24 protein-coding genes and 1 pseudogene are annotated in these 25,112 nt (G+C 76.5%); 15 read left to right on the top strand and 10 right to left on the bottom strand.

The genetic code is table 11. The annotated features are described in order from the left end of the window. The first annotated feature begins 12 nt into the window (after positions 1 to 12). Positions 13 to 570 carry a ribosome recycling factor gene (frr, locus tag BMZ33_RS03715; RefSeq protein ID WP_091108043.1) on the top strand — a complete coding sequence of 186 codons (558 nt, stop codon included), beginning with the start codon at positions 13 to 15 and terminating at the stop codon, positions 568 to 570. A 21-nt stretch (positions 571 to 591) separates the two neighbouring features. Then, positions 592 to 1,707, top strand: coding sequence for a phosphatidate cytidylyltransferase (locus BMZ33_RS03710; RefSeq protein WP_091108041.1), 1,116 nt, complete (start codon positions 592 to 594; stop codon positions 1,705 to 1,707). On the opposite strand, the gene BMZ33_RS03705 is transcribed toward BMZ33_RS03710, so the two are convergent. The 5 genes from BMZ33_RS03705 to BMZ33_RS03685 all read right to left on the bottom strand — a co-directional run bounded on the left by BMZ33_RS03705 (position 1,674) and on the right by BMZ33_RS03685 (position 5,895). Continuing rightward, positions 1,674 to 2,783, bottom strand: a complete 1,110-nt coding sequence (locus BMZ33_RS03705) for a GNAT family N-acetyltransferase (protein ID WP_091108039.1) — start codon at positions 2,781 to 2,783, stop codon at positions 1,674 to 1,676. The two genes, BMZ33_RS03710 and BMZ33_RS03705, sit on opposite strands and share 34 nt — an antisense overlap. Then, a complete protein-coding gene (locus BMZ33_RS03700) occupies positions 2,780 to 3,541 on the bottom strand; it encodes a polyphosphate kinase 2 family protein (protein ID WP_091108037.1) in 762 nt (253 codons plus the stop codon). Before BMZ33_RS03700 ends, BMZ33_RS03705 begins: the two co-directional genes overlap by 4 nt. 32 nt (positions 3,542 to 3,573) lie before the next feature. Continuing rightward, positions 3,574 to 4,197, bottom strand: a complete 624-nt coding sequence (locus tag BMZ33_RS03695) for a dihydrofolate reductase family protein (RefSeq protein ID WP_091108035.1) — start codon at positions 4,195 to 4,197, stop codon at positions 3,574 to 3,576. Between the two features lie 61 nt (positions 4,198 to 4,258). After that, positions 4,259 to 5,263 (bottom strand): RNA polymerase subunit sigma-70, encoded by a 1,005-nt coding sequence (locus BMZ33_RS03690; RefSeq protein ID WP_091108033.1) that lies wholly within the window; start codon positions 5,261 to 5,263, stop codon positions 4,259 to 4,261. Next, positions 5,260 to 5,895 (bottom strand): TrmH family RNA methyltransferase, encoded by a 636-nt coding sequence (locus BMZ33_RS03685; RefSeq protein ID WP_169063849.1) that lies wholly within the window; start codon positions 5,893 to 5,895, stop codon positions 5,260 to 5,262. The genes BMZ33_RS03690 and BMZ33_RS03685 overlap by 4 nt, the downstream gene beginning before the upstream one ends. Before the next feature lie 173 nt (positions 5,896 to 6,068). On the opposite strand from BMZ33_RS03685, the gene BMZ33_RS03680 reads away from it, so the two are divergent. The 3 genes from BMZ33_RS03680 (at position 6,069) to BMZ33_RS03670 (ending at position 9,300) form a co-directional block, all read left to right on the top strand. After that, entirely contained in the window at positions 6,069 to 7,265 is a 1,197-nt protein-coding gene (locus BMZ33_RS03680) for a hypothetical protein (protein ID WP_136697189.1), read from the top strand. Between the two features lie 62 nt (positions 7,266 to 7,327). Then, positions 7,328 to 8,569 (top strand): dual-specificity RNA methyltransferase RlmN, encoded by a 1,242-nt coding sequence (gene rlmN / locus BMZ33_RS03675; RefSeq protein ID WP_091108027.1) that lies wholly within the window; start codon positions 7,328 to 7,330, stop codon positions 8,567 to 8,569. Then, positions 8,566 to 9,300: a VIT1/CCC1 transporter family protein gene (locus tag BMZ33_RS03670; protein WP_091108025.1), complete on the top strand. Its 735-nt coding sequence runs from the start codon at positions 8,566 to 8,568 to the stop codon at positions 9,298 to 9,300. Before rlmN ends, BMZ33_RS03670 begins: the two co-directional genes overlap by 4 nt. A gap of 91 nt (positions 9,301 to 9,391) precedes the next feature. On the opposite strand, the gene BMZ33_RS03665 is transcribed toward BMZ33_RS03670, so the two are convergent. The 3 genes from BMZ33_RS03665 to BMZ33_RS03655 all read right to left on the bottom strand — a co-directional run bounded on the left by BMZ33_RS03665 (position 9,392) and on the right by BMZ33_RS03655 (position 11,722). Then, complete coding sequence (locus BMZ33_RS03665) at positions 9,392 to 9,712, bottom strand: DUF2631 domain-containing protein (RefSeq protein WP_091108023.1); 321 nt, start codon at positions 9,710 to 9,712, stop codon at positions 9,392 to 9,394. A 55-nt stretch (positions 9,713 to 9,767) separates the two neighbouring features. Further along, positions 9,768 to 10,652, bottom strand: coding sequence for an LCP family protein (locus tag BMZ33_RS03660; protein WP_169063848.1), 885 nt, complete (start codon positions 10,650 to 10,652; stop codon positions 9,768 to 9,770). Positions 10,653 to 10,747: 95 nt separating this feature from the next. After that, on the bottom strand, positions 10,748 to 11,722 hold the full coding sequence (locus BMZ33_RS03655; protein ID WP_136697188.1) for a hypothetical protein: 975 nt from the start codon (positions 11,720 to 11,722) through the stop codon (positions 10,748 to 10,750). A 152-nt stretch (positions 11,723 to 11,874) separates the two neighbouring features. On the opposite strand from BMZ33_RS03655, the gene dxr reads away from it, so the two are divergent. The 5 genes from dxr to BMZ33_RS03630 are packed head-to-tail and all read left to right on the top strand — an operon-like array spanning position 11,875 to position 18,492. Continuing rightward, positions 11,875 to 13,077: a 1-deoxy-D-xylulose-5-phosphate reductoisomerase gene (gene dxr, locus BMZ33_RS03650; protein WP_091108017.1), complete on the top strand. Its 1,203-nt coding sequence runs from the start codon at positions 11,875 to 11,877 to the stop codon at positions 13,075 to 13,077. Continuing rightward, positions 13,029 to 14,462 (top strand): site-2 protease family protein, encoded by a 1,434-nt coding sequence (locus BMZ33_RS03645; RefSeq protein ID WP_169064009.1) that lies wholly within the window; start codon positions 13,029 to 13,031, stop codon positions 14,460 to 14,462. The genes dxr and BMZ33_RS03645 overlap by 49 nt, the downstream gene beginning before the upstream one ends. A 41-nt stretch (positions 14,463 to 14,503) precedes the next feature. Then, positions 14,504 to 15,682, top strand: coding sequence for a flavodoxin-dependent (E)-4-hydroxy-3-methylbut-2-enyl-diphosphate synthase (gene ispG, locus BMZ33_RS03640; protein ID WP_091108013.1), 1,179 nt, complete (start codon positions 14,504 to 14,506; stop codon positions 15,680 to 15,682). Positions 15,683 to 15,695: 13 nt separating this feature from the next. After that, positions 15,696 to 16,547, top strand: coding sequence for a GNAT family N-acetyltransferase (locus BMZ33_RS03635; RefSeq protein ID WP_091108011.1), 852 nt, complete (start codon positions 15,696 to 15,698; stop codon positions 16,545 to 16,547). A gap of 46 nt (positions 16,548 to 16,593) precedes the next feature. After that, positions 16,594 to 18,492 carry a penicillin-binding transpeptidase domain-containing protein gene (locus BMZ33_RS03630; protein ID WP_091108840.1) on the top strand — a complete coding sequence of 633 codons (1,899 nt, stop codon included), beginning with the start codon at positions 16,594 to 16,596 and terminating at the stop codon, positions 18,490 to 18,492. A gap of 4 nt (positions 18,493 to 18,496) precedes the next feature. Here the strand turns inward: BMZ33_RS03630 and BMZ33_RS03625 are convergent, their stop codons facing one another. After that, positions 18,497 to 18,952: a ferritin-like domain-containing protein gene (locus BMZ33_RS03625; RefSeq protein WP_091108009.1), complete on the bottom strand. Its 456-nt coding sequence runs from the start codon at positions 18,950 to 18,952 to the stop codon at positions 18,497 to 18,499. Between the two features lie 12 nt (positions 18,953 to 18,964). Further along, positions 18,965 to 19,495 carry a hypothetical protein gene (locus BMZ33_RS03620; protein WP_091108839.1) on the bottom strand — a complete coding sequence of 177 codons (531 nt, stop codon included), beginning with the start codon at positions 19,493 to 19,495 and terminating at the stop codon, positions 18,965 to 18,967. Between the two features lie 256 nt (positions 19,496 to 19,751). On the opposite strand from BMZ33_RS03620, the gene rimP reads away from it, so the two are divergent. The 5 genes and pseudogenes from rimP to infB all read left to right on the top strand — a co-directional run bounded on the left by rimP (position 19,752) and on the right by infB (position 25,104). Then, positions 19,752 to 20,408, top strand: a complete 657-nt coding sequence (gene rimP, locus BMZ33_RS03615; protein WP_169063847.1) for a ribosome maturation factor RimP — start codon at positions 19,752 to 19,754, stop codon at positions 20,406 to 20,408. Beyond that, complete coding sequence (nusA, locus tag BMZ33_RS03610; RefSeq protein WP_091108008.1) at positions 20,405 to 21,538, top strand: transcription termination factor NusA; 1,134 nt, start codon at positions 20,405 to 20,407, stop codon at positions 21,536 to 21,538. The genes rimP and nusA overlap by 4 nt, the downstream gene beginning before the upstream one ends. Before the next feature lie 8 nt (positions 21,539 to 21,546). Beyond that, the gene (locus tag BMZ33_RS03605; protein ID WP_091108006.1) at positions 21,547 to 21,960 is read left to right on the top strand and encodes a DUF448 domain-containing protein; all 414 of its coding nucleotides are present in this window, start codon (positions 21,547 to 21,549) and stop codon (positions 21,958 to 21,960) included. Positions 21,961 to 22,029: 69 nt separating this feature from the next. Beyond that, a pseudogene (locus BMZ33_RS24385) lies at positions 22,030 to 22,176 on the top strand (translation initiation factor IF-2 N-terminal domain-containing protein); the annotation flags it as partial. A 1,095-nt stretch (positions 22,177 to 23,271) separates the two neighbouring features. Next, the gene (gene infB / locus BMZ33_RS23920; protein WP_244524240.1) at positions 23,272 to 25,104 is read left to right on the top strand and encodes a translation initiation factor IF-2; all 1,833 of its coding nucleotides are present in this window, start codon (positions 23,272 to 23,274) and stop codon (positions 25,102 to 25,104) included. The last annotated feature ends 8 nt before the right edge of the window (positions 25,105 to 25,112 follow it).

Raw genomic sequence — 25,112 nt, 5'->3', positions numbered from 1 at the left:
GAGGAGAGACCCGTGATCGACGACACCCTGCTCGACGCCGAGGAGCGGATGGACAAGGCCCTGTCGGTCGCTCGGGAGGACCTCGGCTCGGTGCGCACCGGTCGCGCCGCCCCCTCGATGTTCAACAAGATCCTGGTCGACTACTACGGCGCCCCCACGCCGGTGCCGCAGATGTCCTCGATCACCGTGCCCGAGGCGCGGATGGCGGTCATCAAGCCCTACGACAACAGCCAGCTGCAGGCGATCGAGCGGGCCATCCGCGACAGCGACCTCGGCGTCAACCCGACCAACGACGGCCAGATCATCCGCGTGGTCTTCCCGCAGCTGACCGAGGAGCGCCGCCGCGACCTGGTGAAGATGGCGCGCAGCAAGGGCGAGGACGCCAAGGTCGCCATCCGCAACGTGCGCCGCCGGGCCAAGGAGGAGCTCGACCGCATCGCCAAGGACGGCGAGGCCGGCGAGGACGACGTGCGCCGCGCGGAGAAGGAGCTCGACGACCTCACCGCCCAGCACGTCTCGGCCATCGACGACGCGGTCAAGAACAAGGAGGGCGAGCTGCTCGAGGTCTGAGCCGCTCTCCCGGTCCTCCCCATGACCTCCCGTCCCGACGCCGCCGGGGCCGGCCCGTCCCGGGACGCCGACACCGGGCCGATCCCGGTCGTGCGGCGTCCGTTGCCGCCGCCCCCGCCGCCCGGTCCGGTGCGGCCGGCGTCGCCGCCGACCGGCCCGCTGACGGCTGCGGCGCCCGTCGCCGCGCCCCGCCCGCCGGCACCCGGGGGCGGGGTGCCGGCGCCGGGCACCCAGGAGATGGCCGTGCCGGCCGGCGGCACCCCTGTCCCGACCGGGTCGACCCTGGCCGCGCCGCCCGATCCCGAGCCCGACCTCGTCCCGCCGAAGAGCAGCCGCGCCGGCCGCGACCTGGTCGCCGCCATCGGTGTCGGCCTCGGGCTGGGCGCGGTCATCATCGCCTCGCTGCTGGTCTACCGCCCGGCGTTCCTGCTGGTCGTGGGCGCGGCGATCCTGGTCGGCGTCGTCGAGCTGGTGCGGGCGCTGGAGGCGGGGGGAGCGCGGGCCCCGCTCGTCCCGCTCGTCGTCGGCACCGTCGCCATGCTGGGACTGGCCTGGACCCGCGGTCCCGACGGGCTGGTGACCGCGTTCCTGTTCACCGCCGTCGCCGTCCTGCTGTGGCGGCTCGGCGACGGGCCGGAGGGCTACCTGCGCGACGCCTCGGCCGGGGTCTTCGTCGCCCTGTACGTCCCGCTGCTGGCCGGTTTCGCCGTGCTGCTCCTGGTCCCCGACGACGGGGCGGTGCGGGTGCTGCTGTTCATCGCGACGGTGGTCGGCAACGACGTCGGCGGCTACACCGCCGGCGTGCTGTTCGGCCGCCACCCGATGGCGCCCACGGTGAGCCCGAAGAAGTCGTGGGAGGGCATGGCGGGGTCGCTGGTGGCCTGCGTCGCGGTCGCCACCCCGTTCGTCACCCTCGGCCTCGGCGGGCCGTGGTGGGGCGGGGTGCTCTTCGGCGCCGCACTCGCCGTCAGCGCCACCGCGGGCGATCTGGGGGAGTCCCTGGTCAAGCGGGACCTGGGCATCAAGGACATGGGCACCCTGCTGCCCGGCCACGGCGGGATCATGGACCGCCTCGACAGCCTGCTGCCCTCCGCCGCGGTCGCCTACCTGCTGCTGTCCTGGGTCGCCCCCGCCTGAGCGTCCGCGGCGGTCACCTCCCACGTCGAGCCGACGACGGCGAAGCCCCGCCGGGCGTACCAGTGCCGCGGCCAGTCGGCGGCGTCGGCCTCCAGCACGACCAGGTCACAGCCGGCGTCGGCGGCCCGCTCCAGCAGCCGGGCGAGGACGGCGTCGCCGTACCCGCGGCCCCGCGCCCCGGGGGCGGTGCCCACCGCCTCGATCGCCGCCGTCGCGCCGTCCACCCGCAGCTGCCCGGAGGCCACCACCCGGCCGGCCTCCCGCACCGCCACGTCGGTGACGGCGACGACCCGGTCGGTGCGGTGCTCGCGGCCGACCAGCTGCGCCACCACCTCGTCGAGGTCCGGCGTCCCGGCCAGGCCCCGCCGCCACCCGGCCTCCCAGAACGGGTGCACCTCGCGCTGGTCGACCACCTCGGCCCGCTGCGCCCCGGGCAGCGCCGGCGTCGGCGGGCGGGCCATGACCAGCAGCTCCTCGGCCTGCCACCCGCGCCGGGCCAGCCCGGCGGCGACGCCCCCGGCACCGGGCCAGGTCAGCGTGGCCGCGGGGTGCGGCAGGCCGGTGGCGGTGGCGGCCCGCTCGACGGTGTCGGCGTCGACCGGCGCGACGACCACCAGCCGGTTGTCGTCGCGGGAGTACGGGAAGCGGGGGTCGAGCACCGCGACGCCGCCGGGCACGTCGCGCACCTCGGCGGCGCGGCGGGTGCGCACCGACAGCCCGAGGGCCAGCGCCCGCCCGAGGGCGTCCTCCGGCGCGGGCAGGGCCAGCGGCACGGGCGGCCGGTACGGGACGACGGCGACCACCGCGGCCGCCGGCAGCGGCCCGTACAGGTGCGGGAAGCGCATGCCGTCGGGGTCACCGGGGACCCCGGGTTCCTCGACCACGGGGTCGGCCAGCCGGGCCGGGTCGACGACGAGCAGCACCAGGTCGCGCCGGGCGGGGAACAGGCGGGCGGCCGGCAGGTGCACCTGCTCCGGCCGCGAGAGGTGGACGAAGGGCCCGTCGGGGTGCAGCGCGCCCACGGCCAGCGCCGCCCGCCAGGTGGCCGGCTCGCAGAGGTGGACGAGCACGCTCACCCGGGCAGCGCGTCGGGGTCGATCCCGCGGGCGGCCAGCGCCGACTCGATCGCCTCGCACACGGTGCGGACGACGGCCACCCGCGCGTACCGCTTGTCGTCCCCGGGGACGACGGTCCAGCGCCCGCCGGCGTGGTCGGTGCGCGCGAGCATCTCCTCGACGGCGTCCTCGTAGGCCGCCCGCTTGTCCCGGTTGCGCCAGTCCTCGTCGGTGAGCTTCCAGGCGCGGTAGGGGTCGGCGGCGCGCGACTCGAAGCGGCGCAGCTGCTCCTCGGGCGAGACGTGCAGCCAGAACTTCACCAGCACGGTGCCCTCGGCGGCCAGCGTGGTCTCCAGGTCGACGATCTCGCCGTAGGCCCGCTGCCACGCCTCCTCCGTGGCGAAGCCCTCCACGCGCTCGACCAGCACCCGGCCGTACCAGGTGCGGTCGAGGACGGCCATGCCGCCCCAGCCGGGCAGCACCGGCCAGAAGCGCCACAGGAAGTGGTGCCGCTTCTCGTCCGGGGTCGGCGCGGCGAACTGGGCCACCCGCACGTGCCGCGGGTCGAGCTCGTCGACCAGCCGCTTGATGGCACCGCCCTTGCCGGAGGCGTCCCAGCCCTCGAACAGCACGCACACGGGTGGCCCGATCGGCCCGCCGAGCTGCCCGCCGAGGAACAGCCGCAGGTGCACCAGCCGCTGCTGGGCGGCGGCCAGCTGTTCCCTGGCCTCCTTCTTGGGCAGCCGGGCGGACAGGTCGACGTCGTCGAGTCGGCTCACCCGCCCGAGCCTGGCGCACGCACGACCGGCTGTCAGCTCGACCGGGTGGCCACGGTGTAGGACAGCAGGACGCTGTCGGAGCCCGGGCGCCGGGACGTGTCGCGCAGCCGCAGGTGCGCCGGGATCCCGTCCGGGAAGGCGCGCAGGCCGGCGCCCAGCAGGGCGGGGCCGACCAGGAGGACGAGCTCGTCGACCAGCCCGGCGGCCAGCAGGTCGCCCCACAGCGTCCGGCTGCCGAAGACGAGGACGTCCGCGCCCGCCCGTTCCCGCAGCGCGGTCACGGCTGCACGGGCGTCGGCCCGGCGGACGATCGTCGTCGTGCCGGCCCAGGGCCCGGTGTCGGCCGGGGTCAGGGAGTCGGAGACGACCACCTTCGGCAGCTCGGCGTTGCGCTGTGCCGTCTCGCGGTGCAGGTCGGCGACCGACGGGTCGAGCTGCACCGCGGGGGAGACCGTCGGGTCCGCGGCGACGGCCGGCCAGTAGGCCGCCATCTGGCGGTAGGTCGTGGCACCCAGCAGCAGGGTGCCGGCGGCGCGCAGCCGCTCCAGGTTGAGGGCGTCGAACCAGCCGTCCATCGGCAGGCGGGAGATGTCGCCGCCGGGGCCGGCGACGTACCCGTCCAGGGACACGAGGGTGCTGACGACGACAGAGCTCACGGGAGGTCTCCTAGCGGAAGGGGGATCCGTCACCCGTGCAGAGACACGGGAACACGCCGGTTCATCGGTCGCCGGCGGATCCGGTCACGAAGAGCGCGTGCAGCGCCGGGTCGACGAAGCCGGCGATCCAGCCGACCCGGCCCTCGCGCAGCCCGAGCACGATCACCGACCCGGGGCGCCAGGCGCCGTCGGCGTGCTGCTCGCAGAGCAGGCCGGCCGAGGCGTTGACCGTCGCCGGCCGCAGCCGCCACGGGGTGGCGAACACCCGCTGGGCGAGGAAGCGGCCGACGTCGTGCCGCCCGGCGAACCAGGCCGGCAGCGGCGGCATGGTGAACCGGACGTCGTCGGTGAGCAGCCCCAGCAGCGCGTCGACGTCGGCGGACTCCCAGGCGGCCACGAACCGCTCGACCAGCGCGGCCCGGCCCGCACCGCCGAGCCGGGCCAGCTCGGCCTGCTGGCTGCGGGCGGGCAGCCGCTCGGCGAGGCCGCCGCGGGCCCGCTGCAGCGCGCTGTTGACCGAGGCGGGCGTGGTCCCGAGCAGCGCCGCGGTCTCCGCCGCGCTGTAGCCGAGGACCTCCCGCAGCAGCAGCACGGCGCGCTGGGTCGCCGGCAGGTGCTGCAGCGCGGCCACGTAGGCCAGCTCGACACTCTCCCGGCGGAGGTAGGCGGTCGCCGGGTCGAGGTCGTCGGTGCGGTCGTCCGCGAGGTCCTCGGGCAGCGGTTCGAGCCACACCGGCCCCGGCACCGGCTCGCCGAGGTCGGTGACGTCCGAGCGTGGCGGACCCGCGTCCGGTGACAGCAGCCGGGGCCGCCGCCGCGCCTGCCGCAGGCAGACCGACGTCGCCACGCGGTACAGCCAGGTGCGCAGCGAGCTGCGCCCCTCGAAGCCCGGCAGCCCGCGCCAGGCGGCCAGCAGCGTCTCCTGCAGGGCGTCCTCGGCGTCGTGGGGCGAGCCCAGCATCCGGTAGCAGTGCGCGGCGAGCTCCCGGCGGTGCCGCTGGGCCAGGCGGGTGAACGCCGCCTCGTCCCCGGCGCGCGCGGCGGCGACGTCGTCGTCCGGTGTCACCGGGCCTCCGCGTGCCGGCGGATCCACGCGTGCATGGCGATGCCCGCGGCGACGCCGGCGTTGATCGAGCGGGTGGAGCCGAACTGGGCGATGGACAGGACGTCGTCGGCGACCTCCCGCGCCTGCGTGGAGAGCCCGGTGCCCTCCTGACCGAGGAGGAGCAGGCACGCCCGCGGCAGCTGCGCGGTCTCGATGGGCCGGGCGCCGGGGAGGTTGTCGACCGCGAGCACCGGCAGCCCCGCCTCGCGCGCCCAGGCGCCGAGGGCCGCGGCGTCGGGGTGGTGGCGCACGTGCAGGTACCGGTCGGTGACCATCGCGCCGCGGCGGTTCCACCGCTTGCGGCCGACGACGTGCACCTCCGCGGCGAGGAAGGCGTTCGCGGTGCGCACGACCGTGCCGATGTTGAGGTCGTGCCGCCAGTTCTCGATGGCGACGTGGAAGGCGTGCCGGCGCGGGTCGAGGTCGGCGACGATCGCCTCGACGCTCCAGTAGCGGTACCTGTCGACGACGTTCCGCCGGTCGCCGTGCGCGAGCAGGTCCGGGTCGTAGCGCGGGTCGTCGGGCCACGCCCCCTGCCACGGACCCACGCCCACCGTGTCCAGCGGGGCGCCCCCGGTCTCCGCCTCGGTCACCCGGCCGACGCTAGTGGGCCGCCGTCGCGCCTCCGGTGGTCCGGCGGGTCCGTCCGGCACCATGTCTCGACCGAGCGTGACTCTCCGACGACTATCGGTGATTGGAAGGTGGGATGGCGGCGCACCAGGACGACGAGGGAACGGACGGCCGGGCGCCCGGCACGGACGGACCCGTGTCACCCGACGAGGAGTGGGCCGACTGGCTGCCCGACTGGGTGAGTGCGGCCGAGGCGCCCGCCGGCGGCGACCTCCCCACCGAGGACCCCGCGCGCGACGCCGTGGACGCCGTGGACGCCGTGGACGACCCTGCGGACGAGCCCGCGGAGGACGGCGCGGACGAGCCCGCGGAGGACGACGCGGAGGACGGCGCTCCCGCGGACGCGCCCGGGCAGGTGGTCGACGAGCCCGTCGCCGCGGAGCCCGTCACGGTCGACCCCCCTGTCGCGGAGCCCGCTGTCGCCGGGCCGGTTCCGTTCGAGGACCCCACGGCCGAGGACGTCGCGGTCGAGGACGTCGCGGTCGAGGACGTCGCGGTCGAGGACGTCGCGGTCGAGGACGTCGCCCCCGAGCCCGCCGTCCCCGCGGCGCCGGGCGACCAGGACGAGGACGGGACCGACGACCCCGAGCCGCTCGGCGCCGTCGCGGCCGGGGACCGGCTGGTCGTCGTCGGCCCGCGGCCCCGCCCCCGGCGCCGGGCGGGGATCGTCGGTGCGCTCGTCCTGCTGGCCACCGGCGGCATCGCGGGCGCGGCGGCGCTGGCGACCTCGGCCTCCGGTCCGGTCCCGACCGCGGCCGTGCAGGTGTCGCCGGAGCCGGCGCCCGCCCCGGTGCGGGTCGCGCCTCCGGCGGGGCCCTCCGGGGCGGCCGACGCCGTGCCGCTCGCCCCGACCAGCAGCATCCCGGTGCCGGCCACCCCGGAGCGGGCCGACGGCAGCGATCCGGCGCCGGCGGCGGTCCGCAGCGCGCGGCTCCGGGCGGGCTCGCCGGCCCCCGCCGCGGCGCCACCCGCGGTCGTCCCACCACCCCCGGCCGCACCCCCGCCCGCCGTCCCCACCGTCCCGGCTGTTCCCACCGTCGAGGCGCCTCCCGCGGTACCCGAGGGCGGCGGGCTCCCGGCCGGGGGACCGCCGGACGCGGCCCCGCCGGCGGAGGAGCCGGAGCCGCAGGCCCCGTGGGAGGCACCCGTGCCGGACCCCGTCGAGCCGCCCGTCCCGCCCCTGGACCCGCCCCTCGACCCGCCTGCCGACGACCCCGTCGAGGTGCCGGTCGAGGACCCCGCCCCGCTTCCCGAGCCCCCGGACGAGACGGACCCGACCGGGACGCCACCCGCGGACACCGGCACGCCCGACCCCGCCGCGCCGTCGCCCTGAGCGAGCCAGCTCACCCGCGACGGGGCCCGCGACGCGCCGGGGGGTGGGACGATGGGGAGGCCATGACTGCCCTGCCCCTGGTCCTCGACGCCCCGCGCCGCGGCAAGCCGCCGCGCCACCTCGCCGACCTGACCCGCGAGGAGGCGCGCGCCGCCGTGTCCGAGCTCGGTCAGCCGGCCTTCCGCGCCGACCAGCTGGCGCGGCACTACTTCCGCGGGGTCACCGACCCGGCGGACATGACCGACCTGCCGGCCGCGGCCCGCGGGGCGCTCACCGGCGCGCTGCTGCCCGGCCTGCTCACCCCGGTGCGCACGCTGAGCGCCGACGGCGGCCGCACCCGCAAGACGCTGTGGCGGCTGCACGACGGCGCCCTGGTCGAGAGCGTGCTCATGCGCTATCCCGACCGCGCCACGGTCTGCATCTCCAGCCAGGCCGGCTGCGGCATGGCCTGCCCCTTCTGCGCCACCGGCCAGAACGGCCTGACCCGCAACCTGTCGACCGCCGAGATCGTCGGCCAGGCCGTCGCGGCGGCCGCGGCCATGGCGAGCGGCGAGGTCCCCGGCGGCCCGGGCCGGCTGTCCAACGTCGTCTTCATGGGCATGGGCGAGCCGCTGGCCAACTACCCGCGGGTGCGCCAGACACTGCGCGCGCTGCTCGCCCCGGCGCCGTGGGGCCTGGGCCTGTCGCAGCGCGCGGTCACCGTCTCCACCGTCGGCCTGGTGCCCGGCATCCGGAAGCTCACCGAGGAGGGCATGGCGGTCACCCTCGCGGTGAGCCTGCACGCCCCCGACGACGAGCTGCGCGACACCCTCGTGCCGATCAACACCCGCTACAAGGTGACCGAGGTCGTCGAGGCCGCCGACGCCTACGCCGCCCGCACCGGCCGCCGCTACTCGGTCGAGTACGCGCTCATCCGCGACGTCAACGACCAGCCCGAGCGGGCCGACCTGCTGGGCCGGCTGCTGGCCGGGAAGCTGGCCCACGTGAACCTGATCCCGCTGAACCCCACCCCGGGCAGCCCGTGGGACGCCAGCCCGCTGCCCGCGCAGCGGGAGTTCGTCGCCCGGCTGCGCGCCCACGGGGTGGCGACGACGGTCCGCGACACCCGCGGCCAGGACATCGACGGCGCCTGCGGCCAGCTCGCCGCCGCCGACCTGGGGGACGACGTCGGCGTCCCCGCCGTGGCCACGCCCACCCCCACGACGCCCACCCCCACGACGCCCACCCCCACGACGCCCACCCCCACGACGGCCACCCCGACGCTCGAGGCCCCCGTGCCGCTGGGCGCCGAGGCCGACGCGTGACGTCGGGCACCGACGAGCAGGCGCACGACGGGCCGGTCGCGGAGCACGAGCACCACCACGCCGACGTCTCGGGCGGGTGGCTGCGGGCCGCCGTCTTCGGGGCGATGGACGGGCTGGTCACCAACACCGCGCTGGTGGCCGGCGTCGGCGGCGGGGGAGCGGCGCCTCGCGCGATCGTGCTCACCGGCGTCGCCGGGCTGGTCGCGGGCGCCGTGTCGATGGCGCTGGGCGAGTACACCTCGGTGAAGACGCAGAACGAGCAGCTCGACCTCGAGGTGGCCAAGGAGCGGCGCGAGCTCGCCCGCCACCCCGAGGAGGAGCTCGCCGAGCTGGTGGGGATGCTGCGCGTCCGCGGCGTCGAGGACCGGCTGGCGCGCGAGGTCGCCAGGCAGCTCTCCCGTGACCCGGAGGTCGCGCTGCGGCTGCACGTCGTCGCGGAGCTCGGCCTGTCCCCGGAGGACAAGCCCTCGCCGCGGACGGCGGCGCTCTCGTCGTTCCTGACCTTCGCGCTGGGCGCGGCGCTGCCGCTGCTGCCCTACCTGTTCGGGCTCTCGCTGCTGTGGGTGGCGCTGCTGTGCGGCGGCCTGGGCCTGGTGGCCGCGGGCGCGCTGTCGTCGCGGTTCACGCCGCGGCCGTGGTGGTACGCGGGGCTGCGCCAGCTGCTCTTCGGCGCGATCGCGGCGGGCGCCACCTACCTCGTCGGCACGGCGATCGGCGTCACGGCGACCTGAGGCGCCGGCACCCGCGGACGCCCTCCCCACACGCCACGACCCGGCCCCGCGCGGTGCGGGAGCCGGGTCGTCGTGTCGGGGCGGGGGAGCGTCAGGGGCGCCAGGCGGTCCGCTTGCGGCGCAGGTCCCACAGCAGCATCACGACCATCAGGCCGGCGATGCCGACGAGCCAGAGGTCCTCCATCCGGCCCTCGTGGTTGCCCCACAGGTAGGCGAGCAGCGACAGCACCCCGAGCCAGCCGGCGACCTGCCCCCACCTGCCGGCGTGGCCGTGCCAGCCCCAGTCCTCGGGACGCTCGTGCTCGACGGGGTGCTCGCCCGCGCGGACCACGCCCTCCTCGCGGTTGGGCTGGTTGACGCGCGTGGTCAGCGGGTCGTGCTGGCGGACCCCGGGGCCGTGCTGATCGCTCACGCTCCCATCCTGCCAGCCGCGGCCGCCGCCCACCGGACGAGGTGGCGGCGGGTCGTCAGCGCCGGCAGGAGAGCCCGGCCGCGGCGACGGCGGCGGCGGTGTCCGCCGTGGGCCGCCGGGTCGCGGCCGGACCCCGCGGCTCGCCGGCCGGGAGGACGGTGACCGGCCCGAGGTCGGCCCGGCCCAGGTCCAGCAGGTCGGTCACCGAGGTGCCGGGGTCGACCGAGACGGCGCCGGAGGCCGCCCACGCGACCGCGTGCAGCCGCCACGGGCGCGGGACCGAGCCCCGCACCTGGTCCGACAGCGCCGACAGGACGGCACCCGCCGCGTCGGCCCGGCCGTCGGGGTCGACGACCGCGGGCACCCACGTGCCGTCGACGAGGTGCTCGGGGTGGCGGGACCGGACCAGGGCCAGCGCGGTCGCGCCGTCCACGCGTTGGGGGCCGGCGCGGGGCAGCAGCAGGCCGGCCGGCTGGTCGCGCACCGGCTGGGGGACGTCGACCTGCAGACCGCCGGAGGCGTCGACGACCGCGGCGAAGCCGGCCAGGTCGACGGTGACGAGGTGGTCGGTGGGGATGCCCAGGCCGCACAGGGCGCGGACGGTGTCCTGGGGACCGTCCAGCCAGGTGAGGCCCAGCCGGCCCACCCGGTTCCCGGTCGGGACCAGCAGGTCGCGGGGGACCGACAGCACGGACGTCCCGGCGTCGGTCTGGTGGACGACCACGACGACGTCGGCCCGGTCGCCCGGCACGGCCTCCGGGGTGCCGAAGTGCCGCGGGTCGGCACCGGCGGGGAGCGCGGCACGGGAGTCCAGGCCCACGAGCACCCACGTGCGGCCGTCGGAGTCGTCGGCGGCGAGGTCGACGGCGACCCCGTCGAGGCGGGCGGCCAGCACCGCGGCGTCCGTCAGGGCGGCGGCCGGCAGCGCGAGCAGCGCCACCAGGACGACCCACGGCCACCTGGCTCTGCCGGGTGACGACCGACGCCGGCCAGGGGATCCCTGGCCGGCGTCGGTGCCGTGCGGTGCGCTCACCGTCAGGCCTGCGGGGCCTCCGCCGCCCCGGCCGAGCGCCTGCGGGCGAGGAGGACCAGGCCGCCGCCCAGGGCCAGGGTGCCGGCGCCGAGGCCGAGCGGGAGGGCGACGCCGGCGCCGGTGTAGGCCAGGCTCGCCGGGTCGGTGCCGGCCGTCGGCGCGCCGACGGTGAGGGTCTCCTGGAAGTAGGTGCCCCCGTCGCCCTCGTAGACCAGGGTGTGGTCCGCGTGCGGGGTCCCCGCCGGGACGGTGAAGGAGACGGTCACGACGCCCTGGGCGTCGGCGCGGAAGACCCCGGCGGTCCAGGGGTCCGAGTGCAGGGTGACGGTCACCTCCTCGAACGGCTGGAACCCGCGCAGCACCTTGACCACCCGCGCGCCGGGCGCCGAGCGGTCGCCGGTGGAGGCGCCGGTGTCGGGGCTGCTGACCCCGGGGGTGTTGTGCGCGGCGCCCCGGACGGTCCCGGTGGCGGGGGTGGTCACGCCGGCGGAGCCGGTCGGGGAGCCGGTCGGTGTGGCGGTCGGTGTGCTGGTGACCGCTCCCGTGCCGGGGGTGGGCGCGGCCGCCGGCGGGACCCAGCCGGCCGGGACGACCGTGACGGTGACCGGCGGGTACTCCCCGCCCGCGGTGTAGTAGTCGCAGTTGACCGGGATCACGTAGGTACCCGGGTCCATCTCGACGTACATGCTGACCAGGAGGGTCCAGGTGCCGTCGGGCCGCGCCTGGGCCGACCCCTCGAGCCAGCTGGTCTCGCCGGCGTAGTAGACGTCCGCCGGGTGCGTGGCCCCCTCGGGGGCGAAGCACCCGGTGCCGGAGAGGACGATCCCCTCGCCGATCTCGACGACCGGGTCGGCGACCGTGGGCGTCGGGAGGGTGTCCCCGGCGAGCGCGTTCGGTGCGAGCACCAGACCCGTGGCAGCGACGCCCAGGGCGAGACCGGCGGTGGTGGACAGGCGGAGCGGGGACACGCGTGACATGGGCCCTCCAGGGCGTCCGTGGCCCGGAGACCCGAGCCGTCGAGATCCACATCGGCACGGTTCCGTTCCACTGAAGCTCGATGATCACCTGGGTCAGGAGTGACGCGCGGGGCGGGTGGGGTCCGGGGCCGGCCGGTTGGGAGGATCGCGGCATGAGCGAGCCGCGCGAGGTGACCCTGCTGGGCTCCACCGGCTCCATCGGCCGGCAGGCGGTCGCGGTCGCGGGACAGAACCCCGACCGGCTGCGGGTCACCGCGCTGGCCGCGGGCGGTGGCGACGTCGCCCGGCTGGCCGACCAGGCCCTCACCCTCGGCGTCCGCACGGTGGCGGTGGCCCGGGCGACGGCGGCCCAGGACCTGCAGCTGGCCTTCTACGCCGCCGCGTCCCGGCGCGGGTGGGCCCGGGGCGAGTACGCGCTGCCGGAGATCCTCGCCGGCCCCCGGGCGGCCGAGGAGCTCGCCGCCCGCCGGACCGACGTCGTCCTCAACGGCATCACCGGCTCCATCGGGCTCGGGCCCACGCTGTCGGCGCTGCGGGCGGGCAACACCGTGGCCCTGGCCAACAAGGAGTCGCTGGTGGCCGGCGGGGACCTCGTCCTCGCCGCGGCCGGGCCCGGTCAGCTGGTGCCGGTCGACTCCGAGCACTCCGCGCTGGCCCAGTGCCTGCGCGGCGGCGCGCGCGGCGAGGTGGCCCGGCTGGTGCTCACCGCCAGCGGCGGCCCGTTCCGCGGGCGCGCCGCCGCCGAGCTCGCCGACGTCACCCCTGCGCAGGCGCTCGCCCACCCCACCTGGGACATGGGTCCGGTGGTGACGATCAACTCCGCGACCCTGGTCAACAAGGGCCTGGAGCTCATCGAGGCGCACCTGCTCTTCGGCGTCCCCTACGCCGACATCGACGTCGTCGTGCACCCGCAGTCGATCGTGCACTCGATGGTCACCTTCACCGACGGCGCGACCATCGCCCAGGCGAGCCCGCCGGACATGCGGCTGCCGATCGCCCTCGCCCTGGCCTGGCCCGACCGGCTGCCGCACGTGCAGCCGGCGCTGGACTGGTCGACGGCGAGCACCTGGGAGTTCGCGCCGCTGGACGCCGACGCGTTCCCCGCCGTCCGGCTGGCCCGCGCGGCGGGGGAGGCCGGCGGCGTCGTCCCGGCGCTGTACAACGCGGCCAACGAGGAGGCGGTCGCGGCCTTCCTCGCCGGCCGGCTGCGTTTCCCGGACGTCGTCGGACTGGTCGCGCGTACCCTCGACGACGCGCCGGACCTCGGCGCACCCACCTGCGTGGACGACGTGCTGGCCGCTGAGCGCTGGGCCCGGCAGCACGCCCGCGCCGCCCTGGCCGGAGGACCGAGCTGAGCACGCTCCTGACCGTCCTCGGGATCGCCGCCTTCTTCGTCGGGCTGCTGTTCTCGATCGGCTTCCACGAGTTCGGTCACTTCTTCTGGGCCCGGAAGTTCGGCATGCGGGTGCCGCAGTTCATGGTCGGCTTCGGTCCCACGCTGTTCTCCCGGACGCGGGGCGAGACCGAGTACGGCGTCAAGGCCATCCCGCTGGGCGGCTACATCCGCATCGTCGGCATGATCCCGCCGGCCGAGGAGAACGAGAGCAAGCGGGCCACCCGCATGCGCACCTTCATCGCCGAGGTCCGCGGCCAGGCCCTCGACGACGTGCTGCCCAGCGACGGCGACCGGGTCTTCTACAAGAAGCCCTGGTGGCAGCGGGTGGTCGTGATGTTCGCCGGGCCGTTCCACAACCTGGTGCTGGCGCTCGTCTTCTTCGCCGTCACGCTGACCGCCATCGGCACCAACGTCATCACCACCCAGGTCGACGCCGTGCCCGCCTGCGTGGTCCCGGCCGGCGCGGAGAGCATCCAGCTCGCCGAGGAGCAGGACCGCGACGTCTGCTCCATCCCGATCGTCGCCACCGGCGCCGACGCCGGCCAGGTCTGCGAGCAGGGCACCCCCGGCTGCGCGGCCCCCGTGGCCAGCCCCGCCGCCGAGGCCGGACTGCGCCCCGGCGACACCATCGTGGCCGTCGACGGGCAGTCGCTCGACCCCACGGCCTACGACAGCTGGACCACGGTGCAGCAGGCCATCCGCGGGTCGGCCGACGAGCCGCTCGAGCTCACCGTCGAGCGCGACGGGCAGCGCCGCGAGCTCACCGTCACGCCGATCGAGAACGTCGTCCCCACCGACGACGGCGAGGGCACGATGACCGCCGGCTACCTCGGCGTCGGCCCGGTGTTCGGCTTCGCCCGCCAGTCCCCGTCGGCCCTGCCCGGCTACTTCGGGATGGTCGTCTCGCAGTCGGTGCAGCGGCTGGTCGAGATCCCCGAGCGCATCCCGCAGCTGTTCCGCGCGGCCTTCCTCGGCGAGGAGCGCGACGCCAACGGCCCGATCGGCGTCGTCGGCGTGGGCCGCATCTCCGGCGAGGTCTTCGCCATCCAGGAGTTCAGCGGCGCGGAGAAGCTGAGCTTCTTCCTCAGCCTGCTGGCCAGCGTCAACCTGGTGCTGTTCCTGTTCAACCTGCTGCCGATCTACCCCCTCGACGGTGGGCACGTGGCCGGCGCGCTGTACGAGAAGGCCCGCTCGGTGGTCGCCCGCTGGCGCGGCCGCCCCGACCCCGGCCCGTTCGACATCGCCCGGCTCATGCCGGTCGCCTACGTCGTGGCGGGCCTGTTCATCGCGCTGTCGGGGTTGCTGCTGGTCGCCGACGTGGTCAACCCGATCACACTGCAGTAGCCGACGGCGCCGACCCCGCCGGAACGGGGATACTCGGGCGCATGGCCACCTCCGTCGGTCTCGGCATGCCCGCGCTGCCCCCACCCGTCCTCGCCCCGCGCCGCAAGACCCGCCAGCTCATGGTCGGCGACGTCGGCGTCGGCAGCGACTTCCCGGTCAGCGTGCAGTCGATGACGACGACCAAGACCGCCGACGTCAACGCGACGCTGCAGCAGATCGCCGAGCTGACCGCGTCGGGCTGTCAGATCGTGCGGGTCGCCGTCCCCGACACCGACGACGCCGAGGCGCTGCCGGTCATCGCGCGGAAGTCGCAGATCCCGGTGATCGCCGACATCCACTTCCAGCCGCGCTACGTCTTCGCCGCGATCGACGCCGGCTGCGCCGCGGTCCGGGTCAACCCCGGCAACATCAAGAAGTTCGACGACAAGGTCGGCGAGATCGCCCGGGCGGCCAAGGGCGCCGGCATCCCGATCCGCATCGGCGTCAACGCCGGGTCGCTGGACAAGCGGCTGCTCGCCAAGTACGGCAAGGCCACGCCCGAGGCGCTGGTGGAGTCGGCGCTGTGGGAGTGCTCGCTGTTCGAGGAGCACGACTTCCGCGACATCAAGATCTCGGTGAAGCACAACGACCCGGTCGTCATGGTGCGCGCCTACGAGCTGCTGGCCGCCCAGTGCGACTACCCGCTGCACCTCGGCGTCACCGAGGCCGGCCCCGCGTTCCAGGGCACCATCAAGTCCGCCGTCGCCTTCGGCGCGCTGCTGTCCCAGGGCATCGGCGACACGATCCGCGTCTCGCTCTCGGCCCCGCCGGCCGAGGAGGTCAAGGTCGGCAACCAGATCCTCGAGTCGCTCAACCTGCGCCAGCGCGGCCTGGAGATCGTCAGCTGCCCGTCGTGCGGGCGTGCGCAGGTCGACGTCTACAAGCTGGCCGACGAGGTCACCGCCGGCCTGGAGGGCATGGAGGTCCCGCTGCGCGTGGCGGTCATGGGCTGCGTCGTCAACGGTCCCGGCGAGGCCCGCGAGGCCGACCTCGGTGTGGCCTCGGGCAACGGCAAGGGCCAGATCTTCGTCAAGGGCGAGGTGGTCAAGACCGTCCCCGAGTCGCAGATCGTGGAGACCCTCATCGAGGAGGCTCTGAAGATCGCGGAGGGGATGCCTCTCGCCGGCGAGCAGCTCAACGGCGGCGTCGCGTCCGGCCCGCCCGTCGTCACCGTCAGCTGACCCGCCCGTCCCCGTGCTCCGCTCGCCGACCGCCCGCGTCCTCGACGAGACCGACGAGCCGGCCGTCCGCCGGCTCCTGGCGCTCGACCCGGTCGGCGCCTGCGTGATCGCCGGGCGGGTGGAGGTCGCCGGGACCGCGCCGGCGGCGCTGGGCGCCCCGCTGTGGGGGATCGGCGGCGGCCGCTCCCTCGACGCGGTCTGCCTGGCCGGCGCCAACCTCATCCCGTTCGCCGTCCCCGGCGCCGAGCGGGCCGCGGCCGCCGCCTTCGCCGAGCGCGCCCGCCGGGGTGGCCGGCGCTGCTCGACCATCGTCGGGCCCGCCGCCGCGGTCGAGCCGCTGTGGGAGCTGCTCGAGCCCTCGTGGGGCCCGGCGCGCGACCACCGGCCCCGGCAGCCGCTCATGGCCGTCGAGGGCCCGCCGGCGGTGGCGCCCGAGCCGCGGGTGCGCCCGGTGCGGCCCGCCGAGGTCGACGTCCTGCTGCCCGCCGCGGTCGCCATGTTCACCGAGGAGGTCGGCGTCAGCCCGCTGCGGATCGACGGCGGTGCCGGCTACCGGGCCCGCGTCGAGGACCTCGTGCGCGCGGGCCAGTCGCTGGCCTGGATCGAGGACGGCCAGGTGCTGTTCAAGGCCGAGATCGGCGCGGTGTCGCGCGCGGCCTGCCAGGTGCAGGGCGTGTGGGTCGCCCCGGCGCTGCGCGGCCGGGGCCTCGGCGCCGCCGGCATGGCCGCCGTCGTCGAGTACGCCCGGACGGCGATCGCGCCGGTGGTCAGCCTGTACGTCAACGACTACAACGCCCCCGCCCGGGCGGTGTACCGGCGGGTCGGCTTCACCGAGGTCGGCTGCTACGCCAGCGTCCTCTTCTGAGGCGCCTCCCCGGATCGGGCACCACCGTCTGACAGGGTGGGTGGCCGTGGGAGCACGACGCACGGCGGTCCTCGGTTCGGTCCTGACGCTGCTCGCCGCCCCGGCGCTGGCGGCCTGCTCGGGTGGCTCGGAGGACGACGTCCGCGCCGCCGCGCAGGCCTTCCTCGACGACTGGTCGGGCGGCGGTGCCGGCGCCGCCGCCGCGGCCACCACCGACCCCGCCGCGGCCGGCGCCCTGCTCGAGCAGACGGCCACCGACCTGCCCGGGGCCACGCTCGCCGCCGAGCTCGGCGAGGTCACCGTCGACGACGGCACCGCCACCGCCGGGTGGACGGCCACCTGGGACCTCGCCGCCGCCCCCGACTGGACCTACGAGGCGACCCTCGAGCTCCGCGAGGCCGACGAGGGCTGGCAGGTCGTGGCCGCGCCCACCGTCGTGCACCCCGAGCTGGCCGAGGGGCAGCGCCTGCAGCTGACCCGCACGCTGCCCGAGCGCGCCGCCCTCACCGACGCCGCGGGCCAGCCGCTGTTCACCCCCACCGAGGTGGTCAACGTGGGCGTGGCCAAGGACCAGGTGACCGACCTGCCGGCCCTGGCCGCGGCGCTGTCGGCGGCCACCGGGATCCCGGCCGAGCAGATCACCGCCGACGTCGAGGTCGCCCCGGCGGGCCAGTTCGTGCCGGTGATCACCCTGCGCCGGCCCGACTTCGAGGCGATCCGCGCCCAGGTGTTCGACCTGCCCGGCGCGGTGTTCCCCACCGAGACCCGGCTGCTGGCCCCCTCCGCACGGTTCGCCCCGGCGCTGCTCGGCCGGGTCGGCGCGGCCACCGCCGAGGTGATCGAGGAGACCACCGAGGACGACGAGGCCGTCTACGCCGCCGGCGACCAGCTGGGCCTGTCGGGCCTGCAGCGCGCCTTCCAGGAGCAGCTCACCGGCACTCCCGGCTTCACCGTCTCGGTGGTCAGCACCGACGAGACCACCGGCGACGCCGGTCGCCAGGTGGCCGCCGTCGACCCGGTGCCCGGCGAGCCGGTGCAGACGCCGCTGGTCCGCCCGCTGCAGGACGCCGCCGACGCCGCCGTCGCCACCCAGCCGCTGGCCACCCACCTGGTCGTCGTGCGGCCCGGGACCGGTGAGGTCCTGGCGGTGTCCTCGAACGAGGCCGCGGCCGCCGGCAACGCGCTGACCGGGCAGTACCCGCCGGGCTCGAGCATGAAGGCGATCACCGCGACCGCGCTGCTCTCCTCCGGCGGGCTCACCCCCGACACCCCGGTGGCCTGCCCCGGGACGACGGTCGTCGAGGGCCGCGAGTTCGAGAACCAGGACCAGTTCGACCTCGGCACGGTGCCCTTCACCGAGGCCTTCGCGCAGTCGTGCAACACGACCTTCATCCAGGCCGGCCTGCAGCTGCCCGACGACGCGCTCGCCGCCGCGGCCGCCTCCTACGGCGTCGGCACCGACTGGCAGCTGCCGGTCGACGTGTTCTCCGGCAGCGTGCCCACCGACTCCACCGGCACCACCAAGGCGGCGAACGCGATCGGCCAGGGCCAGGTGCTGGTGAGCCCGGCGCAGATGGCGCTGGTCGCCGCCGGCATCGCCGGCGGGACGCCTGCCGTCCCGGTGGAGGTCGTCGGCGCCGAGCCGGCCGGGCCGGCGCCGGAGGGCCCGGGCCAGGCGGTCCTCGACCAGCTGCGGCCGATGATGCGGCAGGTGGTGCTGTCGGGGACGGCGACCGCGCTGGCCGCCCGCGGCGAGGTGTACGGCAAGACCGGCACCGCCGAGTTCGGCAGCAACACCCCGCCGGACTCCCACGGCTGGTTCGTCGGCTACCAGCTCGGCGGCCCGCAGGGCGACATCGCCTTCGCCGTCCTGGTGGAGGCCGGCCAGTCCAGCAGCGCCGCCGTCGGCGTCACCGACGCCTTCCTCGGCGGCCTCGGCGGCTGACGGCTCAGGACAGGCCGGGCAGGGACGTGGTCAGCGGGGTCCGCCCGGCGGCCACCCGCCAGCCGACGGCGCGGGCCTCGGCGGCCTGCAGGCCGTCGACGGCGAGCTGCCGCACCTCGAGCTCCGCGGCGGCGGCCAGCAGCGCCACCCACGAGCCGCTGACCCCCTCCTCGAGGACGACGGCCAGAGCCGCGGCGTCGACCGCCGACAGCACGGGGAACGGCAGCTCGTAACCGGCTCCGGCCGGCGTCGCGTCGGCGCCGCGCCCGTCGAGCAGCGCCGCCAGCCGGTCGCGGGCGTCACGGTGCGCCTGCTCGGCGTCGGTCGCCGGCGCCCGCCCGTCGGCCGGCAGCGCCGCACCGACGACGCCGTAGCCCCACACCGCGGCGTGCTCCGCGGCGAGCGCGTCCTGCAGTGCGGTCTCCTCGGCGCCCGCCGCGCCGTTCCCGTCCTCGGCCATGCCCGTCCCCCCTCACGCCAGCGCGGTCTCGTGACCGCGCAGCCCGGCCGCCACCGACCCCAGCAGTGCCGCCCGCGCGCCGGTCACCTCGACGCAGGCCGTCGCGTGGCTCGTCGCCGCCGTGCCGATCTGCTCCCGCAGCCACGCCCGCACGTCGCCGCCGGCCGGCGGTGCGAGCGCCGGAGCCGCGGCCGTCGAGGAGGCCCTGCCCGAGGAGGCCGCGCTCGAGGAGGCCGCGCTCGAGGGCGCCGCCTCGCGCAGCCGGTCGAGCTGGTCGCGGGCCTGGTCCGCAGGCACCGCGAGCTCGGCGCGCAGCGCCGGGTCGGCCGTGCCGGCCGCGGCGTAGGCGGCCACCACGGCCTCCTGGACGGCGACCTGCGCGGCCAGCCGGTCGACCTGCTCGGCGGTCTCCCGGGCGGCCTCCCCGGAGCTGCCGGGGGTGCAGCCGGCGGTCGCGGCGAGCAGGGCCAGCCCCGCCGCGCCGGCGAGCAGGCCACGCCGGGAGAACCCGGCCGGGACGGGGGGAGCGGGCGGTGCGGACATCGCCGCCATCCTCCCAGGCCCGCTCCCGCCTGCCGGGCAGCGACGGGCGGGTGCCGCCCGGGCACCCCGGCCCGAGCACGCCGTCCGCGCGGGCACCTCGTCCGGCCGACGGGCGAGCGCCCGGCGGGGGAGCGGTAGCCTGACGGCTCCCCCGGGTACGCACGGCCGGTGCCGTGCGACGCGCGCCGCCGGGTGCGGCCCGGGCGGTGCGGTCCGCCGAGCACGAGCTCCGACCGGTCCAGGAGGGAGGGAGCCCGTGTCCACGCGACGGCAGGACCCGGCCGCGGGTCGCGACGACCCCGCCGCCACCCGGCTGGCCGGCTGGATCACGCCCGTGGTCGCCGCCGGCGGCTACGACCTCGAGGAGCTGGTGGTCACCCCCGCGGGCCGGCGCAGCATCGTCCGCGTGGTCGTCGACCGCGACCAGGGCGTCACGCTCGACGACGTCGCGGAGGTCAGCCGTGCGGTGTCGGCCGTGCTCGACGACAACGACGGCGAGTTCGGCGCCGCCCCGTACGTGCTCGAGGTGACCAGCCCCGGCGTCGACCGGCCGCTCACCGAGCCCCGGCACTGGCGGCGCAACACCGGGCGCCTGGTCGCCGTCGCCGTGGGCCCCGCCGGTGCGACCGAGCAGGTGACCGGCCGGGTCACCGCCGTCGACGACGGTGGCGTGACCCTCGCCGTGGAGAAGCCGGGCAAGCCCGGCGCGCGCCGCAAGCCCCCCACCCCCCGGCACGTCCCGTGGGCCGAGCTGGGCGCCGGGCGGGTGCAGGTCGAGTTCGCCCGCCCCGGCAAGGACGACGACGCGCACGACGACGCGCACGACGACGCACACGACGACCCGCTGGACGACGGGCTGCCGGACGACGAGCTGCCGGACGACGAGGGCGACGACGACGGAGGAGGACAGTGAACATCGACGTGACCGCCCTCAAGGCGGTCGAGCGGGAGAAGGGCATCCCCGCCGACACGGTCATCGAGGCCATCGAGACGGCGCTGGTGACCGCCTACCGGCACGCCGACGGCGCCGCCAAGCACGTGCGGGTGCACGTCGACCGCAAGACCGGCGAGGTCGCCGTCCTCGCCCAGGAGCTCGGCGCCGACGGCGAGGTCGTGCGCGAGTGGGACGACACCCCCTCGGACTTCGGCCGGATCGCGGCCAGCACCGCCAAGCAGGTCATCGTCCAGCGGCTGCGCGACGCCGAGCACGAGCAGACCTTCGGCGAGTACGCCGGCAAGGAGGGCGACATCGTCAGCGGCGTCGTCCAGGCCGACGCGCGCCGCAACGCCCAGGGCTCGGTCCTGGTCGACATCGGCAAGGTCGAGGCGGTGCTCCCGTCCGCCGAGCAGGTGCCCGGGGAGAAGTACCCCCACGGCAGCCGGCTGCGCGCCTACGTCGTGTCGGTCGCGCGCACCTACCGCGGGCCGCAGGTGACCGTCTCGCGCACCCACCCGAACCTGGTGCGCAAGCTGTTCGCCCTCGAGGTCCCCGAGATCGCCGACGGCAGCGTCGAGATCGTCGCCGTCGCCCGCGAGGCCGGGCACCGCTCGAAGATCGCGGTCCGCACCTCGGTGCCGGGGCTCAACGCCAAGGGCGCCTGCATCGGGCCGATGGGGCAGCGGGTGCGCAACGTGATGAGCGAGCTGCACGGCGAGAAGATCGACATCGTCGACTGGTCCGACGACCCCGCCACGTTCGTCGCCTCGGCGCTGAGCCCCGCCCGGGTCAGCACCGCGACCCTGGTCGACCCGAAGGCCAAGGCGGTGCGGGTCGTGGTGCCCGACTACCAGCTGTCGCTGGCCATCGGCAAGGAGGGCCAGAACGCCCGCCTCGCCGCCCGGCTCACCGGCTGCCGCATCGACATCCGCAGCGACGCCGCCCCCGACGACGCCGCGCCCTCGCCCGGGGTGGGCCGCCCGCCGCTGCGCTCGGGCCCGCCACCGGTGCGCGCCGGCGCCCCGGGCGGCCGCCCGTCCCCCGGCGCGGGTGCCCTGCGGCCCGGTCAGCGGCGCCCGGAACAACGGGGTCCCGCAGCGCGCTAGAGTGACGGGTGGCCGAAACGTCGATCCCGGTGCGCACCTGTGTGGGCTGCCGGGAACGCGCTCCGGTCACCGACCTGCTGCGCGTCGTCGTCCGGGACGGGGCCCTCGTGCCCGATCCGCGACGGCGGCTCCCCGGCCGGGGCGCCTCGCTGCACCCCACCCCGGAGTGCCTGCGCGCAGCGGAGCGACGCCGGGCCTTCCCCCGGGCGCTGCGTCTCCCCGGTGGAGGCGGCGCCGCGGTGGAGGCCGGTCCGCTCCGGGCCCACGTCCTCGGTGCACCAGCACCAGCGGACACCCGGCCCGGACGGGCGCACCACGACGAACGACAGACCGCAGTCCCACCGGCAGACCGGCTCCCGGCCGGTCCGCACGTCGAGAGCAGGACGTCGTCGGATGAGCAAGCCGTGAAGTCCCCACGATGACAAGCCAGACCATGCACCACTGACGACGAGGTCGCGCGGGCGAGCCGCCGGCCTCACCAGAGGAGATCCGTGCCAGGCAAAGCCCGCGTCCACGAACTCGCCAAGGAGTTCGGGGTCGACAGCAAGACCGTGCTCGCCAAGCTCAAGGAGCAGGGCGAGTTCGTGAAGTCCGCCTCCTCGACCGTCGAGGCCCCCGTGGCCCGACGGCTCCGGGAGGCCCTCGGCGCCTCCACCGGCGGCAACGGCGGCGGTGCCCCCGCGGCCCGTCCCGCCGCACCGCGCCCGTCCGCGCCGCGCCCGTCCGCCCCGCAGCCGGTGGCCAGCGCCCCGCAGGCCCCCGCCGCCCCGTCGGCTCCGGCCCCGGTCGCCGGTCCCACCCCGGGTCCGCGTCCCGGTGCCGCGCGTCCCGGTGCGCCCACTCCCGGCCCGCGGCCGGCCGCGCCCCAGGCTCCGGCCGCCGGCGCGCCGGTCCAGCAGCCCGCCGCCGGTGCCCCGGTCCAGCAGCCGGCCGCCAGTGCCCCGGTCCAGCCGGCGGCCGGTGCCCCGGTCCAGCAGCCGGCCGCCCCGCAGGGGCCGCGTCCGGGCGCCCCGCGCCCGGGTGCCCCCGCGCCGCGTCCGGCCGGCGGTGCGGTGCCCGGTCCCGCGCGTCCGGGCGCCCCGCGCCCGGCGGCTCCCGGTGCGCAGCGTCCCGGCGCCCCCGGTGCCGCTCCGGCCGCACCCGGCGCCGGTCCCCGGCCGGGTCCCCGCCCGGCCCCGCGTCCGGGCAACAACCCCTTCAGCAGCGCCCCGCGGCCCGGCCCGGCCGCCGGCGGCCCGCGTCCCGGCCCCGCGGCCGGCGGTCCCCGGCCCGGTCCCGGTGCCGGCGGCCCGCGTCCCGCACCCGGTGCCGGCGGTCCCCGTCCCGGTGGCCCCCGCCCGGGCCCCGGTGCCGGCGGTCCGCGTCCGGCCGCCGGTCCCGGCGGTCCCCGCCCGAACCCGGGGATGATGCCGCAGCGTCCCTCGCCCGGCATGATGCCGCCGCGTCCGGCCGGTGCCGGCCGTCCCGGCGGTGGTCCCGGCGGTGCCGGTGGCCGTGGCCGCCCGGGTGCGCCCGGCGGTGGCGGCGGCTTCCGTCCCGGTGGCGGCGGCGGCCCCGGTGGCGGCGGCGCGCCGGCCGGCGGTGGCTTCCGCAGTGGTGGCGGCGGCGGTGGCCGCGGTCGTGGTCGCGGTGGCTCCGGTGCGGGCACCGCGGGTGCCTTCGGGCGTCCCGGCGGCCGTGGTCCGGTCCGCGGGCGCAAGAGCAAGAAGCAGCGGCGTCAGGAGTTCGACTCCATGGCGGCGCCCAGCATGGGCGGCGTCAGCCTGCCGCGTGGGCACGGGCAGACCGTCCGGCTGCCCCGCGGCGCCTCGCTGACCGACCTCGCCGAGAAGATCGGCGCCCAGCCGGCCGCCCTGGTCACCGCCCTGTTCCACCTGGGCGAGATGGTCACCGCGACCCAGTCGGTCAACGAGGACACCCTGCAGCTGCTCGGTGCCGAGATCGAGTGGGACATCCAGGTCGTCAGCCCGGAGGACGAGGACCGCGAGCTCCTCGAGACCTTCGACCTCACCTTCGGCGACGAGGGCGACGAGGCCGACTGGGAGGCCCGCCCGCCGGTCGTCACCGTCATGGGTCACGTCGACCACGGCAAGACGAAGCTCCTCGACGCCATCCGCAACACCAACGTGGTGGCGCGCGAGGCCGGCGGCATCACCCAGCACATCGGCGCCTACCAGATCGTCACCGAGCTGGAGGACTACGAGCGGCCGATCACCTTCATCGACACCCCGGGTCACGAGTCGTTCACCGCGATGCGTGCCCGCGGCGCGAAGGTGACCGACATCGTCGTCCTGGTCGTGGCCGCTGACGACGGTGTCATGCCGCAGACGGTCGAGGCGCTCAACCACGCCCAGGCCGCCGAGGTGCCGATCGTGGTCGCGGTCAACAAGATCGACAAGGAGGGGGCCAACCCCGCCAAGATCCGCCAGCAGCTCACCGAGTACGGCCTGGTGGCCGAGGAGTACGGCGGCGACACGATGTTCGTCGACGTCTCCGCGACCACGCGTCAGGGCCTCGACGAGCTGCTCACGGCGATCCTGCTGACCGCCGACGCCTCCCTGGACCTGCGCGCCAACACCGAGCAGGACCCCCAGGGCGTCGTCATCGAGGGCAAGCTGGACAAGGGCCGCGGCCCCGTCGCGACCGTCCTCGTCCAGCGCGGCACGCTGCGCCAGGGCGACTCGATCGTCGCCGGGGACGCCTACGGGCGCGTCCGGTCGCTCCTCGACGAGCACGGCAACAAGCTCAAGGAGGCCCTGCCGGCCCGCCCCGTGCAGGTCGTGGGGCTCACCTCGGTGCCGCGTGCCGGTGACACGTTCCTCGTCGTCGAGGAGGACCGCGTCGCCCGGCAGATCGCCGACCGTCGCCAGGCCCGCATCCGCAACGCGCAGAACGCCTCCATGCGCAAGCGGATCAGCCTCGAGGACCTCGACGCCGCGCTCAAGGAGAACCGCCAGCTCAACCTGATCATCAAGGGCGACAACTCGGGCACCGTCGAGGCGCTCGAGGAGGCCCTGATGAAGATTGAGGTGAGCGACGACATCTCGCTGCGGGTCATCCACCGCGGCGTCGGTGGCATCACCAAGAGCGACATCGACCTGGCGCTGGCCGACGACGTCATCGTCCTGGGCTTCAACGTCCGGGCCGAGGGCCAGGCCACCGAGCTCGCCAGCCGCGAGGGCGTCGACGTCCGGTACTACTCGGTCATCTACCAGGCGATCGAGGAGATCGAGGCGGCCCTCAAGGGCATGCTCAAGCCGGAGTACGAGGAGGTCGCGCTCGGCACGGCGGAGGTCCGCGAGGTCTTCCGGGTGCCGCGCATCGGCAACGTGGCGGGCTCCATCGTCCGCAGCGGCACGATCACCCGGAACTCCAAGGCCCGGCTGGTCCGTGACGGGGTGGTCGTCGCCGACAACCTCACCGTCGAGTCGCTGCGCCGGTTCAAGGACGACGTCACCGAGGTCCGCGACGGCTACGAGTGCGGTATCGGGCTCGGGTCGTTCAACGACATAAAGATCGAGGACGTCATCGAGACGTTCGAGATGCGCGAGAAGCCGCGCGCCTAGCGCGCAGC

The organism is Geodermatophilus dictyosporus, from assembly GCF_900115505.1.
Taxonomy (GTDB): domain Bacteria; phylum Actinomycetota; class Actinomycetes; order Mycobacteriales; family Geodermatophilaceae; genus Geodermatophilus; species Geodermatophilus dictyosporus.
This window is presented reverse-complemented; position numbering and strand designations above follow the sequence as displayed.

Coding starts and splice junctions, on each gene's coding strand:
- BMZ33_RS03710 (WP_091108041.1), top strand. CDS start 592: ATGACCTCCCGTCCCGACGCCGCCGGGGCCGGCCCGTCCCGGGACGCC.
- rlmN (WP_091108027.1), top strand. CDS start 7,328: ATGACTGCCCTGCCCCTGGTCCTCGACGCCCCGCGCCGCGGCAAGCCG.
- BMZ33_RS03655 (WP_136697188.1), bottom strand. CDS start 11,722: ATGTCACGCGTGTCCCCGCTCCGCCTGTCCACCACCGCCGGTCTCGCC.
- dxr (WP_091108017.1), top strand. CDS start 11,875: ATGAGCGAGCCGCGCGAGGTGACCCTGCTGGGCTCCACCGGCTCCATC.
- ispG (WP_091108013.1), top strand. CDS start 14,504: ATGGCCACCTCCGTCGGTCTCGGCATGCCCGCGCTGCCCCCACCCGTC.
- BMZ33_RS03625 (WP_091108009.1), bottom strand. CDS start 18,952: ATGGCCGAGGACGGGAACGGCGCGGCGGGCGCCGAGGAGACCGCACTG.
- BMZ33_RS03620 (WP_091108839.1), bottom strand. CDS start 19,495: ATGTCCGCACCGCCCGCTCCCCCCGTCCCGGCCGGGTTCTCCCGGCGT.
- infB (WP_244524240.1), top strand. CDS start 23,272: ATGGCGGCGCCCAGCATGGGCGGCGTCAGCCTGCCGCGTGGGCACGGG.